This is a genomic window from Staphylococcus sp. LKG4-2 (assembly GCF_050955665.1).
GTDB classification, from domain to species: Bacteria; Bacillota; Bacilli; order Staphylococcales; family Staphylococcaceae; genus Staphylococcus; species Staphylococcus saprophyticus.
Map to the genome: position 1 here is coordinate 2454791 of NZ_CP194532.1, position 18184 is coordinate 2472974.

General features: G+C 34.3%; 18 protein-coding genes. 3 read left to right on the forward strand and 15 right to left on the reverse strand.

Annotated elements, in window-relative coordinates:
- Positions 1–30: 30 nt before the first annotated feature.
- Positions 31–1515, reverse strand: coding sequence for a glycosyltransferase (locus ACM6UH_RS12110; RefSeq protein ID WP_048787681.1), 1485 nt, complete (start codon positions 1513–1515; stop codon positions 31–33).
- 28 nt (positions 1516–1543) lie between these two features.
- Positions 1544–2419 carry a UTP--glucose-1-phosphate uridylyltransferase GalU gene (galU, locus tag ACM6UH_RS12115; RefSeq protein WP_048787680.1) on the reverse strand — a complete coding sequence of 292 codons (876 nt, stop codon included), beginning with the start codon at positions 2417–2419 and terminating at the stop codon, positions 1544–1546.
- A 322-nt stretch (positions 2420–2741) separates the two neighbouring features.
- Between galU and ACM6UH_RS12120 the strand changes: the two genes are divergently transcribed.
- Positions 2742–3593 (forward strand): NAD-dependent epimerase/dehydratase family protein, encoded by an 852-nt coding sequence (locus ACM6UH_RS12120; RefSeq protein ID WP_048787691.1) that lies wholly within the window; start codon positions 2742–2744, stop codon positions 3591–3593.
- Between the two features lie 105 nt (positions 3594–3698).
- Here the strand turns inward: ACM6UH_RS12120 and ACM6UH_RS12125 are convergent, their stop codons facing one another.
- The 8 genes from ACM6UH_RS12125 to ACM6UH_RS12160 form a co-directional block, all read right to left on the reverse strand.
- Positions 3699–4499 carry an ABC transporter permease gene (locus tag ACM6UH_RS12125; RefSeq protein WP_011303825.1) on the reverse strand — a complete coding sequence of 267 codons (801 nt, stop codon included), beginning with the start codon at positions 4497–4499 and terminating at the stop codon, positions 3699–3701.
- A 223-nt stretch (positions 4500–4722) separates the two neighbouring features.
- Entirely contained in the window at positions 4723–5676 is a 954-nt protein-coding gene (locus tag ACM6UH_RS12130; protein ID WP_048787679.1) for an ornithine cyclodeaminase family protein, read from the reverse strand.
- Positions 5677–5694: 18 nt separating this feature from the next.
- Entirely contained in the window at positions 5695–6111 is a 417-nt protein-coding gene (locus ACM6UH_RS12135) for a hypothetical protein (protein ID WP_011303827.1), read from the reverse strand.
- A 103-nt stretch (positions 6112–6214) separates the two neighbouring features.
- The gene (locus ACM6UH_RS12140) at positions 6215–6991 is read right to left on the reverse strand and encodes a 3-hydroxybutyrate dehydrogenase (protein WP_048787678.1); all 777 of its coding nucleotides are present in this window, start codon (positions 6989–6991) and stop codon (positions 6215–6217) included.
- A gap of 9 nt (positions 6992–7000) precedes the next feature.
- Positions 7001–7648 carry a 3-oxoacid CoA-transferase subunit B gene (locus tag ACM6UH_RS12145; protein ID WP_048787677.1) on the reverse strand — a complete coding sequence of 216 codons (648 nt, stop codon included), beginning with the start codon at positions 7646–7648 and terminating at the stop codon, positions 7001–7003.
- A complete protein-coding gene (locus ACM6UH_RS12150; RefSeq protein WP_048787676.1) occupies positions 7641–8345 on the reverse strand; it encodes a CoA transferase subunit A in 705 nt (234 codons plus the stop codon). The genes ACM6UH_RS12145 and ACM6UH_RS12150 overlap by 8 nt, the downstream gene beginning before the upstream one ends.
- A gap of 179 nt (positions 8346–8524) precedes the next feature.
- Positions 8525–9031: a GNAT family N-acetyltransferase gene (locus ACM6UH_RS12155; RefSeq protein WP_011303831.1), complete on the reverse strand. Its 507-nt coding sequence runs from the start codon at positions 9029–9031 to the stop codon at positions 8525–8527.
- Positions 9032–9061: 30 nt separating this feature from the next.
- Entirely contained in the window at positions 9062–9628 is a 567-nt protein-coding gene (locus tag ACM6UH_RS12160) for a GNAT family N-acetyltransferase (protein ID WP_048787675.1), read from the reverse strand.
- A gap of 271 nt (positions 9629–9899) precedes the next feature.
- Here ACM6UH_RS12160 and ACM6UH_RS12165 point away from each other — a divergent pair, with 271 nt between their 5' ends.
- Positions 9900–10352, forward strand: a complete 453-nt coding sequence (locus ACM6UH_RS12165; protein WP_011303833.1) for a hypothetical protein — start codon at positions 9900–9902, stop codon at positions 10350–10352.
- 76 nt (positions 10353–10428) lie between these two features.
- Here ACM6UH_RS12165 and ACM6UH_RS12170 read toward each other — a convergent pair whose 3' ends face one another.
- Together ACM6UH_RS12170 and ACM6UH_RS12175 are read right to left on the reverse strand one after the other, a co-directional pair.
- A complete protein-coding gene (locus ACM6UH_RS12170) occupies positions 10429–10917 on the reverse strand; it encodes a kinase (RefSeq protein WP_011303834.1) in 489 nt (162 codons plus the stop codon).
- Between the two features lie 127 nt (positions 10918–11044).
- Entirely contained in the window at positions 11045–12235 is a 1191-nt protein-coding gene (locus tag ACM6UH_RS12175; RefSeq protein ID WP_002484151.1) for a glycine C-acetyltransferase, read from the reverse strand.
- 192 nt (positions 12236–12427) lie between these two features.
- Here ACM6UH_RS12175 and ACM6UH_RS12180 point away from each other — a divergent pair, with 192 nt between their 5' ends.
- Positions 12428–13609, forward strand: coding sequence for a M20 family metallopeptidase (locus ACM6UH_RS12180; protein WP_047502353.1), 1182 nt, complete (start codon positions 12428–12430; stop codon positions 13607–13609).
- A 449-nt stretch (positions 13610–14058) separates the two neighbouring features.
- On the opposite strand, the gene tuf is transcribed toward ACM6UH_RS12180, so the two are convergent.
- From tuf to rpsG, 3 genes are all read right to left on the reverse strand, one after another.
- On the reverse strand, positions 14059–15246 hold the full coding sequence (tuf, locus tag ACM6UH_RS12185) for an elongation factor Tu (protein WP_002484153.1): 1188 nt from the start codon (positions 15244–15246) through the stop codon (positions 14059–14061).
- Positions 15247–15464: 218 nt separating this feature from the next.
- The gene (gene fusA, locus ACM6UH_RS12190; protein ID WP_048787674.1) at positions 15465–17555 is read right to left on the reverse strand and encodes an elongation factor G; all 2091 of its coding nucleotides are present in this window, start codon (positions 17553–17555) and stop codon (positions 15465–15467) included.
- 119 nt (positions 17556–17674) lie between these two features.
- The gene (gene rpsG / locus ACM6UH_RS12195) at positions 17675–18145 is read right to left on the reverse strand and encodes a 30S ribosomal protein S7 (protein ID WP_002484155.1); all 471 of its coding nucleotides are present in this window, start codon (positions 18143–18145) and stop codon (positions 17675–17677) included.
- Between the last annotated feature and the right edge of the window lie 39 nt (positions 18146–18184).

The window sequence follows — 18184 nt, forward strand, 5'->3', positions numbered from 1 at the left end:
CCTATGATAGATTCCTTAGAAGACTAAAAATTATTTTGTTAAACTTTCAATAAAATCTAACCATAATTTATTAATTTTATGTTCTGAAAACCTATCTGTAACTTCTAATGCCTTTTCTTGCAATTTTTTGTATTCACTCTCAGATAATTTCAAAATTTCTATTACTTTTTCGGCAGCTTGATTAATATCTTCAACTAAAAATCCATCAATTCCATTTCTAATAAGATCACCCGGACCATATTTAGTATTATATGAAACAACAGGCGTAGAACATGCCATTGCTTCAGCTATTGCTAAATTAAAACCTTCGTAATTAGAGGTCATTAAGCTTAATTTTGCTTCTTTAACTTTTTCTAAAGGATTATTCGTGTGACCCATTAAAAAAATATTTTCTGTAAGGTTTAACTCTTCGATTAAATTCTTTAGCATCTGTTCTTGAGGTCCATATCCATATATACAAAACTTTATATCAGGTATTGTTTTTTTCACCTTTTCTATAACTTTAATAGCCGCATTTAAATTTTTAGCGTTATGGTACCTTGCTAAAGTAACAATTAAATTATCTTTTTTATCGAGTACTTCACTTAATATTTTAGGTTGGTAATGCGGTATAACAGTAATTCTTTCATCAATTTTTTCAATCATTTGTATATCTTTTTTTTGGTTATTTGTTAGTACAATTAAATTATCAATCATATTTTCTCTTAGTGCACTAAACAAATCACTAACGCTTGGTGAGAAAATTTCAATATCATTATAAGGATAATCTAAATGGTTACTATGTAATGTAAATACTTTAGTTATATTATCTCCACTAATATTATTAAAATATTTAACATATTCTCTCTTATCAATAAATAAAAGTGGGAAATCAATACCTTTTAGTAATTCTTTTAAGCATTCTACTGCCATTTGAATATCATTATCAAACTGCCTTTCAAGAGAAAAATTAAAAAAATTATTTGTGCTATAATCTACTTTATTTAATACAGAAGAAACCATAGGATTTTCTTCTGTTGAAAAAATCACTGAATAACTTGGCTTATTATCGCTATCCATGAATATTCTCTTTCTTAAATTGCCATATTTATCATAAATTTCTTTCATATATCTATTCCACGGAGTTTTGAAAAAATCCTTGAATTGAGGAGCTCCATTATCTCTAAGTCTTACATAAAACTCATATTCTCCTTTATTATTGAAAACTCTATATGAATTGTGATTTTTTTCATCCTTTATATATGTATGATTATTATTTTTTTTAAATAATTTCATTTTATTGTTTTCTTTTCTCTGTTCATAAATATTTATTATTTCGATATTTGGGTTAATATTCCCAATTCTCTTATGATATTCACAAAGTTCTTTAAATTCTATGTCAAACCCGAAAGTAAAAATTATTACTCTTTCATACTTTTCTGAAAGAAGGTTAACTCTATGATATATAGCTTTATGTAACCCTCCATTCTGTTTTTTTAAATTATGTAAAAAAACAATCGGTGTATAATTAGTCATAGTATTTGTTACTCCTATCTTGAAATTTTTACTCCAATTCATTTTTTTTTAATGTCTGTAGAAAATCAATTATTTCTTCTGACATTTCATCATTATTTATAGCAAATTGAATCGTCGTCTTAACAAATCCAATTTTTTCCCCAACATCATAACGTTCTCCTTCAAAATCAAAAGCATAAACCGTATCATCTTGATTCAATCTTTCTATAGCATCTGTCAATTGAATTTCTCCAACTGCGCCTTTATCTTGATTTTCTAAATAATCAAATATCTCAGGTGATAAAACATAACGGCCCATAATTGCCAACTTAGATGGAGCCTGACCTATTTTAGGTTTTTCAACAAATCTATTCACCCTTATTAATTTACCTTCTCTTTCCAAAGGATCTACAATACCGTAACGTTGTGTTTCACTTTCATTCACTGTTTGAACACCAATAACAGATTTCTGCTTACAATCATACTGATTCATCAATTGCTTAATCGCAGGTGTTGTTGCTTCAACAATATCGTCACCTAGTAGTACTGCAAATGGCTCATTCCCAATAAATTGCTTTGCTGTCCATATTGCATGACCAAGGCCTTTTTGTTCTTTTTGTCTCACATAGAACATATTTGCTAAATTACTTGAATGTTGAATTTTTTCTAATAAATGATTTTTACCTGTATCTTCTAAAGTCATCTCTAGTTCTTTTTGAATATCAAAGTGATCTTCAATAGCACGTTTATGCTTTCCAGTCACAATAATAATATCTTCTATTCCAGCTGCTACTGCTTCTTCGACAATATACTGAATTGTTGGCTTATCTAATATAGGTAACATTTCTTTAGGCATTGCTTTTGTAGCAGGTAAAAATCTTGTTCCCAGACCTGCTGCAGGTATAATCGCTTTTCTAACCTTCATCTTTTTCTCTCCCAAGAACATTGTTTTTACAGATGAAAAATATTTTTCCATCATCAATAAATTTCAATCTTTAATTACCTCAAATCTCCCAAAATAATTTAACTATTTAATTATTTTTATAGTTTAGAAAAATTTAATTTGTGTAATATTTACATTATTTATAATAATAAACTTGCAAATTATTTTCCACTCTTATTTTTAAAAAATAATTTCTAAAAGAATATAATTTTTATATTCACTATTATAAGTAACTTTTGATAAGTTTAATATCTTTAAAAACGGTAATTTATTTATAGAAAGCAAAAAATTGGAGGACTTTACTATCACAAAAGTATTCGTAACAGGTGCCACTGGATTAATTGGTACTAAATTAACACAAAGATTATTACAAGAAGGCTATGAGGTCGCTGGCTTTACAACTTCGCAACAAGGTAAAAAGAAACTTGTAGATGCAGGCGTCGAAGCTTACATTGGAGATATTTTAAAATATGATACTGTCGAAGCTGCAATTTCAGATTATAAACCAGACATTATCATGAATGAAATTACAGATTTAAAAAATGTAGACATGTCCGCAAATACAAGAGTAAGAATTGAAGGTACGAAAAACCTTGTTGAAGTAGCGTTAAAAAACAATGTAAAACAAATGCAATCCCAAAGTATTGCCTTTACTTATGAAGGTGGCGATACTCTAGCTACAGAGGAGACACCACTGGATACTCAATCAACTGGCGACCGTAAGATTACAGTGGATGGCGTAGAAGTTTTAGAAACTGAAACTGCACGTATCGAAAATAGTGTTGTGCTTCGTTATGGCTTACTTTATGGACCAGGCACATGGTATGGCAAAGATGGTATGATTTATAACTCATTTAAAGAAGATACTGTCACAATGACAGATGGCGTTCAATCATTTATCCATATTGATGATGCTGTTGAAGTTACGATTCAGGCACTTAACTTTGAATCAGGTATCTATAATGTAGCGGATGATGAACCAGTTAAAGGTGACGTTTGGGCAGCATGGTACGCTGACTTATTAAACGTTAATCCACAACTCAATATCCAACCAGCTGAAACTCATGAAAGAGGTGCTTCGAACGCTAAATTCCGCGCTCAAGGCGGTAAACTAATCTATCCTTCTTGGAAACAAGGCATGGATCCAATTAAATAAAGATAGTAACAATTAAGTTTTAATGATGAATCCCCCCTAAAGTCGAATGTTAATTTCAACTTTAGGGGTGTTTATTTAAAATTTTATAATCCATTTCATTATTAATTACATAAAATCAGCAAATCTATCTCTAAAATGCATATGTATGATTGAACCCAATATATAAAGCAAAATAACAAGCACAATATTATATATTGTTAAATGCCAATGGGTAATAAAATACCATTCATGATGTAATATTGCTGCTCTATATCCTTCTGCTAGAAAATAAATGGGATTTAATTTCATAACGAACATCACTATGTCGTTATTAGGTAAATATAATATCGAAGAAACAAAGAAAACCATTCTCATTAAAGCTTGTAAAATTAAATGGATGTCTCGAACTAATATACTTAATGTGGATGCTACTAATGCAATAGCATTTGTTAAAATAAGTGCATAAACTAAGTATAGAAGTAATTGTAACGTATATATAGAGGGATGATATCCTCCAATAAAACAAATAATCATAACAATGATTAATAAAAATAGATGCCCATAAAATTTACTGAAAACGACATAACTTGGAATTATCGAAAGTGGAAAATTCATTTTAGCTACTTGATTAAACTTTGATATGATAGATTTACTACCTTCTAAGACACCTTCGTTTATAAAAAACCACATACTAATACCAACAATTAGCCAGTAAATAAATGGAACACCTTCCATCATCTTATTACTTCTAAGCGCCAAACCAAAGATAAACCAAAAAACCGCAATTTGCATAATCGGATTAATTAATTCCCATGCCATGCCTAAATAATTGTTCTTATTAGAAATTCTTAACTGAAATTCAGCTAATCTTCTTATTAAATATAAATTAGTCAATTGTTCTTTCATTACAAAATACGTTGATTTCATATACATCCAACCACTCTTTCAAGAGATATGCCAATGATATTTATAAAGTAAATGCTATAAATAAAGATAGAAGCAACTTTTAATAGGTTACAACATTAAAGATTTAAAAACAATATATTGAAAGTACAAAAAAAGACAAGACACCTGTAAAATACAAATATCTTGTCATAGTTATTGAGCTTAATTGAATTTTTAAGACTGTCTTTCTCTAATATAGCTGTATTTATTGTTTTACTGCTTTTTGATAAAAGTAATTCGCCACAACGATATCTACAATTGCGACACCAACAGATTTGAAAATGGTTATTTCCTCATCTGACAACCGTCCTGCTAATTTCCCGGCAACGATATGCCCTAATTCACCATGTAATCCATCTTTAGCAAACACACCTTCATTAACTGGATTGATTAAATCACCAGTTTCAGCCATAGCTGCTTCATGAGCCTCCACCACGACTTTATCTGACTCTGCAATAGCTTGAGATGGCAGTTCTTGCATATCAGGTTTAAAAGAACCAACTGCATTAACATGTACCCCTGGTGATAAATGTTTCTGAAATACTGGTGTTGTCGCATTCGTTGCAGTCACAATTATATCTGCATCAGTCATTGCTGATTCAACATCTTCATATACATATAACTCTAAATCACGATGTTGATGCTCGACATCTTTTGAAAATTTAAGTGCTTTGTCATAAGTACGATTATAAAATTGAATACGTTCAATATCTCTAACAGCAAGTACCGCTTCAATCAGTCCTTCTGCTTGATCACCCGTTCCAATTACGCATAGCGTCTTAGCTTGTTCACGTGCTAAATATTTTGTAGCAACACCCGAGATTGCGCCTGTACGTATTTTCGTTAAGTATGAACCTTCTAACACTGCTAATGTTTCACCAGTTTCATAATCTGAAAGTGTTACGGAACCAACAATGGTAGGCTTACCAATTTCTGAATTATTTGGAGCTACGGTGACCGTCTTAACACCAGCTACTTTCAGCGTATCAGAAAGTGCAGGCATGACCAGATACCGATTGGCTTCATTGAATGGTAAAGAATATCGCAATGGTGTGTCTGTTTCACCTTCAGAATATGCTTTAAGTGAGTCTGCCACCGCTTCTACGATTTCTTCCATATTTAATAATTGTGCTTGTTCTTGTGCATCTATATAACGCATAAGCCACCCCTATTCACCTTAATCGTCTTCATGATTTATAATTTCTGTTTTCTTTTCCAACTTAGATATCATTACTAAAAATAAAACAAAAATGATTACTATGACTAACAAATATTTCCACATGGTTTGACCATCCAAATATATAGAAACAAAAAATAGTGTTGCTAAAAATCCATAAAATATCATATTACGAACAAATAGCAACCAGTAATCTACTTTAATACTAAACCACGTTTTTACATTTGGGTCTTCCGTTTTAATGCTGTACCTCGTGGTGATGACGCCTCTAATAATCGCATATATCAATACTAAAATCATAATCGCTGTCATTATTTTTGTATATAACGGGTCATCCAAAAAATCTGAAAGTATCGTTAGCCCTAAACTAGTTACGATAGGCAACCAATCTTCATTTTTGGCGTTAGTGTTTTTCATCAGCAATCACCTTCAATTTGTCTATATTCCGTTAATTTCAACGTAACATATTTTCATTGAAAATGAATTAAAAATAAAAATTTAATTGCACAATATATTTAAACTATTGAACCGTGTAACCACCATCTATCAAAATCGCTTGTCCCGTGACACTTTTCGCACTATCGCTACACAAGAATAAAGCATAGTCAGCAATATCTTTAATATCTAACAAGCGTTTTTGAGGAATTAAAGGATATAAAACGTCTTCAAGTACTTGTTCTACTGCCACACCACGTTCTTTAGCTAAATCATCCATTTGATTACGCACTAACGGTGTATCAATATAACCTGGACAGATAGCATTCACTGTAATACCTTCTGTAGCGGTCTCTAATGCGGTTACTTTTGTTAAACCAATAATCCCGTGTTTCGCGCTATTATAAGCCGCCTTACCGGCAAAGCCAATCACACCATTAATTGATGCCATATTTAAAATACGTCCTGATTGTTGTTGTTTCATAATAGGTAACGCATATTTTGTACCTATAAAACTACCCGTCAACATAATATCAATCATCTGTCTGAACTTTTCTGTTGGGAATGATTCGATACTTTCAACATGCTGTAACCCTGCATTATTAAATAAAATATCTAAGCGTCCATATTGTTCAACTGTTTGATTGATCATAGCTTTGACAGCTTGTTCATCTGTGACATTCACTTTTATTGGCATACAGTCATATCCCTGGGATTTCAATGCATCTGTTTCTTGAATTAATTTATCTTCATTCAAATCAGCAAGCACCACTTTGGCACCATTTTCTAAAAATACTTTTGCTATCGCTAGCCCAATACCACTCGCTGCGCCTGTAATAATTGTTACTTTATCTTTTACCAATTACGCCACCTACTTTAAATGATTTTCAAAATGTGCATCCGTATGTGCTTCAACATCTTCTAAAGTTGTGTCAGGTTGTAATTCAACGAGTTTCATGACACCCGCTTCAAATTGGAAAACAGCTAAATCTGTAATCAACGTATTGACTACACCAGCACCTGTTAACGGTAATTCACATTGTGATTTTATTTTGGACTCACCATGTTTATTCATATGATCCATAATGACAACTACTTTTTGTGCTCCGACTACTAAATCCATCGCGCCGCCCATACCTTTAACAAGTTTGCCTGGAATCATATAATTCGCTAAGTCCCCTGTTTCTGAGACTTCCATGCCACCAAGTATGGCTAAATCGATATGTCCGCCTCGAATCATCGCAAATGATTCTGCATTGTCAAAGTAAGACGCCCCTTTAGCAGCTGTTACAGTTTCTTTACCCGCATTGATTAAGTCTGGATCCACTTCATTTTCAGTCGGATATGGTCCGATACCAAGTAAGCCATTTTCAGATTGAAAGTAAACATTTTCAACATGGTCATTCATTTCATTCGCAACCAATGTAGGCATACCAATACCTAGATTAATTACCATATCACTTTTAATTTCTTTAGCAGCACGTTGGATAATTTTCTGTCGTTGTACTATTTTATCCATTATTGGCCTCCTTCACTGTACGCTTTTCAATACGCTTCTCAAAATGTTCGCCGACATAGATGAAATCTACATACACACCTGACATATGAACGGCATCCGGGTCAATTTCTCCTACCTCTACAAGTTCTTCTACTTCAACGACCGTTGTTTTAGCTGCCATCGCACATAATGGATTGAAGTTCCGTGCTGTTTTTTCAAACACTAAATTCCCGAATGTATCTGATTTTTGTGCTTTAACAATACCAAAGTCACCTGTTAGTGTGCGTTCCATTAAATACGTTTCTCCATCAAATTCACGCGTTTCTTTACCTTCCGCAATGGGTGTACCGACACCTGTTTTTGTATAAAAAGCCGGTATGCCCGCGCCTCCAGAACGTAACTTTTCAGCTAGTGTGCCTTGCGGTGTCAATTCAACATCCAATTCACCATTAATCAGTTGTTGTTCAAATATTTTATTTTCCCCTACATAGGAACTAATCATTTTATCTATTTGCTTATATTCTAATAAACGGCCTAAGCCGAAGTCATCTACGCCGCAGTTGTTACTCACAACAGTTAAGCCTTTTGTACCTTTTGTACGAATTGCTTCAATACTATGCTCAGGAATACCACATAACCCAAAGCCCCCAGCAAGTACTGTCATTCCATCTTCCAATCCTTCAAAAGCTGTATGTATATCTTTTATTACTTTCGACATCAATAAACCTCATTTCTAACATTTGTTTTTAATACCTAGTACTAATTATACTTGAAAATTTTAATGAAGTCCTTTATTTACGTTTGCGGTTTCATAGTAGACTCATAATTTATAAATTTTGAAACATTTAAATAAAAAAAGAGGCGATAATCTTTAAAGATTATCAACCTCTCGTTTAATTACGCTATTTCAATTTGGAAACGGCGGACAACTGTGCCATCTTCTAGTGTCGATGATTCAATTTCTTCGCCACCGTTATGCTTAATGACTGCTGCTGACGCTTCATTATCTTCCGTACATGTTACTAATGCTTCTTGAACACCGATTCTTGATAGGTAATCCAATGATTTTTTCAGGATTTTATTACCAAACCCTTTGCCACGATGTTTCTTACGGATACCGTAGCCAACATGGCCGCCTATTTTTTTAAGTTGCTCATTTAAATTGTGACGAATGTTCGCCGCACCGATAATTTCATCATCCTCTATTAAGAATAATGTGGTATTATCCACTGATTCATCATGTGACTTATTATCAGCTAATTCATGTACTAACTCTTCAAAATCACTATATTTTGTAATATTTGTAATTGTAGGGACAATTTTTTCATCATGATCAATCCACTCTCTCATATAATCACAATACATTAATTCGTCACCCATTGTTAACTCTCTAAATTCAACCATGTTGACACTCCTTCCTTTCTCGACCTACGTTTATAAATGATTATCATGTGTGTTGATATAATACACATAATGATCTGTCCATTGTTCATTTTCAAAAATAAAACCTTTGCGCACACATTCGAATTGAAAGCCTAACTTTTCAATCAATTGGATAGATGGATTATTATCCAAATTAATATGCGCTTCAATTCTATGAAAATGTAATGTGTCTCGTGTTTGTTTTACTAATTCAGTCAAAGCTTCGTAAGCAAATCCTTGATGCCAATATTGATTATGAATAAAGTAGCCAATTTCAGCCCATTGGAATTGATCTCTACTTAAGTTCTTAATATTGAGCATACCTATATGTTGATGCGCTTTATCAAAAATACCAAATATATATAAATCATCCGCTTCAATCGCTTGTTGCTGTCTAGTCACCATTGCCGCGAACCAAGGTTCTGTAGCATCTGACATATCTACTTGACCTTTGTCATGCCTATATTGTGATGGCTTTCTATTTACAAACCCATTTAACCATGATTCGTAATCATTTTCTTCCAACGGTCTAATGATAAGACGTTGTGTAGTGAAATGCAACCCCAAATTTTTATGCATTTAAAATCCCCTTATCATGTTCACTCGCACACTTTATCTATTATATAATGAATAGCTTTGTGTTTTATTGTTATCACAACATCACTGATGTATGCAATAACATGCTTATACCTATTTAATACCTTTTTTATGATGCTTTAAAACTTTATTTAACGGGTATACATATAAATGTAAGCGTCACCAATAAAATACGAGTATATTATACAATACCAACTATTAAATAAATCAAATATAAGCCAACAAAGATTTTGTATCTTAGGAGGTGTTTTTTATGAATAACAATAATACTTCAAAAATTTTCTTTATCTTTTTCGGAATCTTATCATGGTTATCCACCGTCATTCTATTTATTTTACCGACGCTATCACCTTATCAAGACTATATTAAAACACAAGGTGGTATGTCGACCGGTTGGGTTGTGGTGTTACTCGCATTTATTACACTATTTTATATCGCCATCTTGATTATGGATATTTATAGTCCCTTAACGACACAAGTCATACAATTTGTATTGTTAACTGTCGTAATCGTTTGTGCCATACCGTCAATTACTGCTTTTGTGCTTGCATCATTTGTCGTAGATATAAGTATTATTGAAATCTTTATACCTATTGTACTTATTATTTTAGCAAGTATGTTACACATCTTATGGTTTGCTATACCATTTATGCAAAATAAAGAAAATCGTGAAGCTGCGCAAAAGTCTAAAAATCCTTTCAAATAATAATAATAACTACTAGTCTGTGATTATGTATTGATACCGTATCACAGGCTAGTTTAATTATGTTCAAATTTTTATATTAAATGATATCTTCTAGAATCTTCCTTATTATTTCATTTTCAGACATTTCTTGGTATAGATACGTTTCTTGGTTTACCTTTAATATGTCATTTTCAACAAACCAACGCATCATTGCTTCTTCACCAAAATCTGTTTCATCTTTCAAATGGTGTCTTCTTACTGTTTCATGAAATGGTAGTTTGAAATAATAAGCGTATGCGTCTACGTTAATTTGATTCATTAAGCGCTCAATCATTGAACCGTATTTAGCACTATTTAAAATACCTTCTAAAATAACATAATCGCAATGTGCGATGCCATAATTCACAATGTCTTCTATAAGTTGAATGGCTAAATTATTAGGTTGGTCAGATACATTCAACATATTGCGACGTATGTCATCTTGCCCTACTAACATCACACCTGTGCCTAATGTATGTTGTAATTTCTGTGCGATCGTTGTCTTTCCACTGCCAGAGTTACCTCTAATGATGATTAACTTTGTCATATTTATCACACTCCATACAATAATGTGTTGCCATTATATAGTAAAAACGCTTGAAGACATACCATCTCCAAACGTTTTAAACTTAATTTTGTACTATATTCACGCTGCTATACATGAACGGTTATATTTATTTAATTGTACCTAGTTCTTTACCAACTTTTTCAAATGCTGCTAATGCTTGATCTAACATTTCTTTTGTATGTGCAGCTGTTGGCATATTACGCACTCGACCTGTACCTTTAGGAACAGTTGGGAATACGATGGATTTTACATATACGCCTTCTTCTTTCAAACGACGGCTAAAGGCTTGTGTTTCTTTTTCATCACCAATAATAACAGGTGTGATTGGAGATTCCGAATTACCTATATCAAAGCCTAATTTTTTCAAACCATCTTTAAGATAATTGCCATTTTCCCAAAGTTTATCATGTAATTCTGTAGAAGCCATTAGTTTTTTAACTGCTTCTGTGATGGCTTTCGTATCTCCAGGTGCTAAAGAAGTTGAGAATAAGAAAGGTCTTGATTGTGCTTTTAACCAGTCGATTAATGATTGCGTACCTGCTACATAACCGCCAACGACACCAATCGCTTTTGATAATGTACCAATTTGGAAATCAATCTTGTCTTGTAAGCCAAAATGTTTAACCGTACCAGCACCTTTACCCATAACACCAGAACCATGTGCATCATCAACATATGTGATTAAGCCAAATTCTTCAGCAATTTCTACGATTTCTGGTAGTTTAGCAACATCACCATCCATACTGAAAACACCATCAGTAATGTACATTACTTTATTGTATTGTCCTGATTCAACGGCTTCTTTTGCTTTAGCGCGTAAATCTTCCATATCTGAATGGTTTACACGAATAATCTTCGCTTTAGATAAACGACAACCATCAATAATAGATGCATGATTTAATTCATCAGAAAGAATTGCATCATTTTTATTCATAACTGCTGAAATGGCAGCCATATTACAGTTGAATCCAGATTGATATGCAATTGCTGCTTCAGTACCTTTAAATTCAGCAAGTGTTTTCTCTAATTCATCATGTACATCTAATGTCCCATTGATTGAACGCACAGCACCGGCACCTACACCATGTGTATCAATTGCATCTTTTGCTGCTTGTTTCAAATCTTCGTTTGTTGCTAGTCCTAAATAATTGTTTGAAGATAAGTTAACATAATTTTTCCCATTGATAGTAATTTCAGGTCCATTGGCGCCTTCAATTGTATCTATCTCATTATATAAACCATTATCTTTTAAATATTGAATATTTTCATCTAAAAAGCCATGTAGTGATTGAACCACTGCAAGTCCCCCTTTGAGTTATCTTAGTTTTCAAGTTAATCATAACCTATTTTTTAAATTGTGGAAAGTAGAATAATGATATATTAGAAAGCGTTTTCTACAATTTAATAGCTTTGTTAATTATTTGTACCTACAGTTGCTACACGTAAAATGATATAATGGATGAAAATGCTGAAGGAAGAAGGGTTGAAGTTGTTTGATTGGTTTCAACTAGCACAACAAAAAGAAAGTAGGATGGTGCAAGTACGTCGTTATCTACACCAATATCCTGAATTATCATTTGAAGAACATCACACACATGACTTTATCATGAATCAATTAAGTCAATTATCTTGCGAGATACGTACACCAGTTGGTAGAAATGGTATTGTTGCAACATTCAAAGGACAGGGTGATGGCCCTACAGTTGCCTTACGTGCCGACTTCGATGCCTTACCAATAGATGAATTAACAGACGTATCATATAAATCTAAAAATCCAGGTGCCATGCATGCATGTGGCCATGACGGTCATACAGCAATCTTACTTGGTGTGGCAGAAATTATTGAGAATCATTTATCCTCACTAAATGGCGATGTTGTATTAATCTTTCAATATGGTGAAGAAATTATGCCAGGCGGCTCACAAGAAATGATTGATGATGGTTGTCTCAGCAACGTAGACAAAATTTATGGTAATCATTTATGGACAGGTTATCCAACAGGTATGATTTATTCACGTCCTGGTGCTATGATGGCATCTCCCGATGAATTTAATATCACCATTCAAGGTAAAGGCGGCCATGGTGCTAAACCCCATGAAACGATTGATCCAGTAGTAATTATGGCAGAATTCATTATGAGTGCTCAGAAGATTGTCTCACGAACAATTGATCCAGTTAAACAAGCTGTGATAAGCTTTGGTATGGTTCAAGCAGGTTCAGCCGACAATATTATTCCTGACTCTGCTTTCTGTAAAGGCACCGTTCGTACCTTTGATACAGAAGTCCAAAGTCATATTATCACTAAAATGGACAAATTATTGCAGGGGCTTGCTCTAGCAAATGACATTACTTATACATTAGATTATGTTAAAGGCTACCTACCTGTACACAATCATCCAAATAATTATGAAATTGTTAAACAAGCTGCAAATGAGATGAATTTACGTTTCTATGAATCTGAGTTAATGATGATTGGTGAAGATTTCTCACACTATTTAAAAGTTCGCCCTGGTGCATTCTTTTTAACTGGTTGTGGTAATCCAGAAAAAGAGACTACACACCCACATCATAGCCCGAACTTCAATATTGATGAAAAGGCAATGAAATATGCAGCATGCGAATTCCTAAAAATCCTTGAACTCGAAAACGTAATTGTTAAAGCCACTTCGTAACTTAGTTACGTTAGTGGCTTTTATGCATGAGCTTTAGCTCAAGTAAACCTTACTAGCCTTAGTCATTGCATGACTTAGGTGCTTTTATGCATGAGCTTTAGCTCAAGTAAACCTTACTAGCCTTAGTCATTACATGACTTTATAGTCTTACTTTCCAGCTGAGCTGAATTAGTAAGACTTATGCATTCGCATAAGCGAATGTAATCCTTTATATAAAAGCAAATCAAAACAGGCGATGTCACTTAATAATGACATCGCCTTTCCTTGTTTAACATTAGCTATTATCTAATGCATTAAGCCCCTTAATTCAGAAACTGAATTGATTTGGTTTACATTAGCTAGCAGCTAATGCACTAAGAACCCCTAATTCACATAGTGAATAGGGGTTCTATGAAAAAAGAGACTCCCTAAAGAGTCTCTTAAAAATCTATCATAGATAGAAATTTATATTATTCGTTGATTACTGTAACAACGCCTGATCCAACAGTACGTCCACCTTCACGGATAGAGAAACGAGTACCGTCTTCAATAGCGATTGGAGAAATTAATTCAACATCCATTTCAACGTTATCGCCAGGCATAACCATTTCAGTACCTTCTGGTAAGTTAACAACACCAGTTACGTCAGTAGTACGGAAATAGAATTGTGGGCGGTAGTTAGTGAAGAATGGTGTATGACGACCACCTTCATCTTTAGATAAAACGTAAACATCCGCTTTGAATTTTGTATGTGGTGTAATAGTACCAGGAGCAGCTAAAACTTGACCACGTTGTACGTCATCACGTGAAACACCACGTAATAATGCACCAATGTTGTCACCAGCTTCAGCGTAGTCTAATAATTTACGGAACATTTCTACACCAGTAACAGTTGTTTTGCTTGATTCTTCTTGCATACCGATGATTTCGATTTCTTCACCGACTTTGATTTGACCACGTTCAACACGGCCTGTAGCAACAGTACCACGACCAGTGATTGAGAATACGTCCTCAACTGGCATCATGAATGGTTTGTCAGAATCACGTTCTGGTGTTGGAATGAAGTCATCAACAGCTTGCATTAAGTCTAAGATTTTTTGCTCATAGTCAGCGTCGCCTTCTAAAGCTTTTAATGCAGAACCAGAGATTACAGGTACATCGTCACCTGGGAAGTCATATTCGCTTAATAAGTCACGAACTTCCATTTCTACTAATTCTAATAATTCTTCATCGTCAACCATGTCAACTTTGTTTAAGAATACAACTAATGCTGGAACACCAACGTTACGTGATAAAAGAATGTGTTCACGAGTTTGTGGCATTGGGCCATCAGCAGCAGATACTACTAAGATAGCTCCGTCCATTTGTGCAGCACCAGTGATCATGTTTTTAACATAGTCAGCGTGACCTGGGCAGTCAACGTGAGCATAGTGACGTTTGTCAGTAGTATACTCGATGTGTGAAGTATTGATTGTAATACCACGTTCTTTTTCTTCTGGAGCGTTGTCAATCATGTCATATGATTGTGCTACAGAGTCACCATTTTTTGCTAATACAGTTGCGATAGCAGCTGTTAAAGTAGTTTTACCATGGTCAACGTGACCAATAGTACCAATATTGGCATGTTCTTTTGAGCGGTCAAATTTTTCTTTAGCCATTATAAAATCTCTCCTATTCGTTAGAAAATAAATTTTTAAAATTATCTCTCATGACAGTTTCTCACCATCATGAGAAGATTGTTTTATTTTTTGGTATAAAGGACCATACAGTACCTTTATAATGCATTTTTCCCAAAAAATCAATTAATAAAACTACAAGCCACATAATTAAGCTTTACATGTATTGTACAGACAGTTGTCCCACAAAACAAGTTTAATTATTCAGCTTTATTACCACTGTTTTTCTTGATAATGTCTTCAGCAATTGATTTTGGAACTTCAGCATAGTGATCAAAGTACATAGTGTAAGTACCACGACCTTGAGTGTTTGAACGTAATGATGTTGCATAACCGAACATTTCTGAAAGTGGTACATAAGCATTTACAACTTGTGCATTACCACGAGGTTCCATACCATCAACACGTCCACGACGAGATGTTACGTCACCCATGATGTCACCCATGTACTCTTCAGGCATTTCGATTGTTACTTTCATCATTGGTTCTAAGATAACTGGATCACATTTTTTAGCAGCTTCTTTAAGTGCTAATGATGCAGCGACTTTGAAGGCCATTTCTGATGAATCGACATCATGGTATGAACCATCAAATAATCTAGCTTTAACATCAATTAAAGGATATCCAGCTAATACACCGTTTTCCATTGAATCTTTAAGACCTGCTTCAACTGATGGAATGTATTCACGTGGAATTACACCACCAACGATAGCGTTTTCGAATTCGAAACCGCCACCTGTTTCATTAGGTGAGAATTCAATTTTAACGTCACCATATTGACCACGACCACCTGATTGACGAGCGAATTTACCTTGAACTTCAGCTGATGATTTAAATGTTTCACGGTATGAAACCATTGGCGCACCAACGTTACATTCAACGTTAAATTCTTTCTTCATACGGTCTACTAAGATATCTAAGTGAAGCTCACCCATACCACCAATGATAACTTGTCCAGTTTCATCGTCTGTGTGTGCATGGAATGTAGGATCTTCTTCTTGTAACTTAACTAAAGCAGTAGTCATTTTGTCTTGGTCCGCTTTAGATTTTGGTTCAACTGATAAGTGAATAACAGGCTCTGGGAAATCCATAGATTCCAAGATGATGTCATTTTTCTCACCACATAAAGTATCACCAGTACCAGTATCTTTAAGACCTACCGCAGCAGCGATATCTCCTGAATATACTGTGTTTAACTCTTGACGAGAGTTAGCGTGCATTTGTAGTAAACGCCCTACACGTTCACGTTTGTTCTTCGTAGAGTTTTTAACATATGAACCTGATGATAATGTACCTGAATAAACACGGAAGAATGTTAATTTACCAACATAAGGGTCAGTCATTACTTTGAACGCTAAAGCAGCGAACTCAGCATTGTCATCAGCTTTTGCGATAACTTCTTCATCTGGATTATCAGCACGGTGACCAATAATTGGTTTAACATCTAATGGTGAAGGTAAATAATCAATTACTGCATTAAGCATCAATTGAACACCTTTGTTTTTGAATGCTGTACCAACAAGAACTGGGTAGAATTCTACATCAGTAGTTGCTTTACGGATAGCAGCTTTCAATTCAGAGATTGAAATTTCTTCATCACCAAGATATTTTTCCATTAATTCGTCGTCAGTTTCAGCAACTGCTTCAACTAATGCCGCACGAGCTTCTTCAGCTCTTTCTTTATGATCTTCAGGAATTTCAATTTCTTCAATTTCAGTTCCTAAGTCATTTGTGTATTTGAAACATGTCATTTCAACTAAGTCGATGATTGCTTCAAATTCATCTTCAGCACCGATAGGTAACTGAATTGGTTGCGCGTTAGCTTGTAAACGGTCATGAATTGTGCTTACTGAGTATTCAAAGTTAGCACCTAATTTGTCCATTTTGTTAACGAAAACAATACGAGGTACACCATAAGTTGTTGCCTGACGCCAAACTGTTTCAGTTTGAGGTTCAACACCTGATTGTGCATCTAATACTGTTACTGCGCCATCAAGTACACGTAATGAACGTTCAACTTCAACAGTGAAGTCTACGTGTCCAGGTGTATCGATGATGTTTACACGGTGGTTATCCCATTCTGCTGTCGTTGCAGCTGATGTGATAGTGATACCGCGGTCTTGTTCCTGTTCCATCCAGTCCATTTGTGAAGCACCTTCGTGTGTTTCACCAATTTTATGGATACGTCCAGTATAGTAAAGAATACGTTCAGTCGTAGTTGTTTTACCAGCATCGATGTGAGCCATGATACCGATATTACGAGTTCTATCTAAACTAAAATCTCTAGCCATGTATTTTTCTCCTTCCAGTATAACTGCGAATAAATACTTTAAATATGGCGATGCCCTAAACACGCACCGGTGATAGTAAACTATCTTTGTGGAACATGCTCAGGGAAAAAGCTACTATCCTACCAACGATAGTGAGCGAATGCTTTGTTAGCTTCAGCCATTTTATGTGTGTCTTCACGTTTCTTAACTGCTCCACCAGTGTTGTTAGCAGCATCTAAGATTTCGTTAGCTAAACGTTCTTCCATAGTTTTTTCACCACGAAGACGCGAATAGTTAACTAACCAACGAAGACCTAATGTAGTACGACGCTCTGGACGAACTTCTACTGGTACTTGATAGTTAGAACCACCTACACGGCGAGCTTTAACTTCTAATACTGGCATGATGTTATCGATAGCTTCTTCGAAAACTTCAACTGCTTCACGACCACTACGTTCTTTAACTAAGTCGAATGCAGAATAAAGAATTCTTTGTGCTGTTCCACGTTTACCATCTAACATAATTTTGTTGATCAATTTTGTAACTAATTTAGAGTTGTGAATTGGATCTGGTAATACGTCTCTTTTTGGTACTGATCCTTTACGAGGCATAATGTAAATCCTCCCTTCCTACTATAGTATAATTTTAAA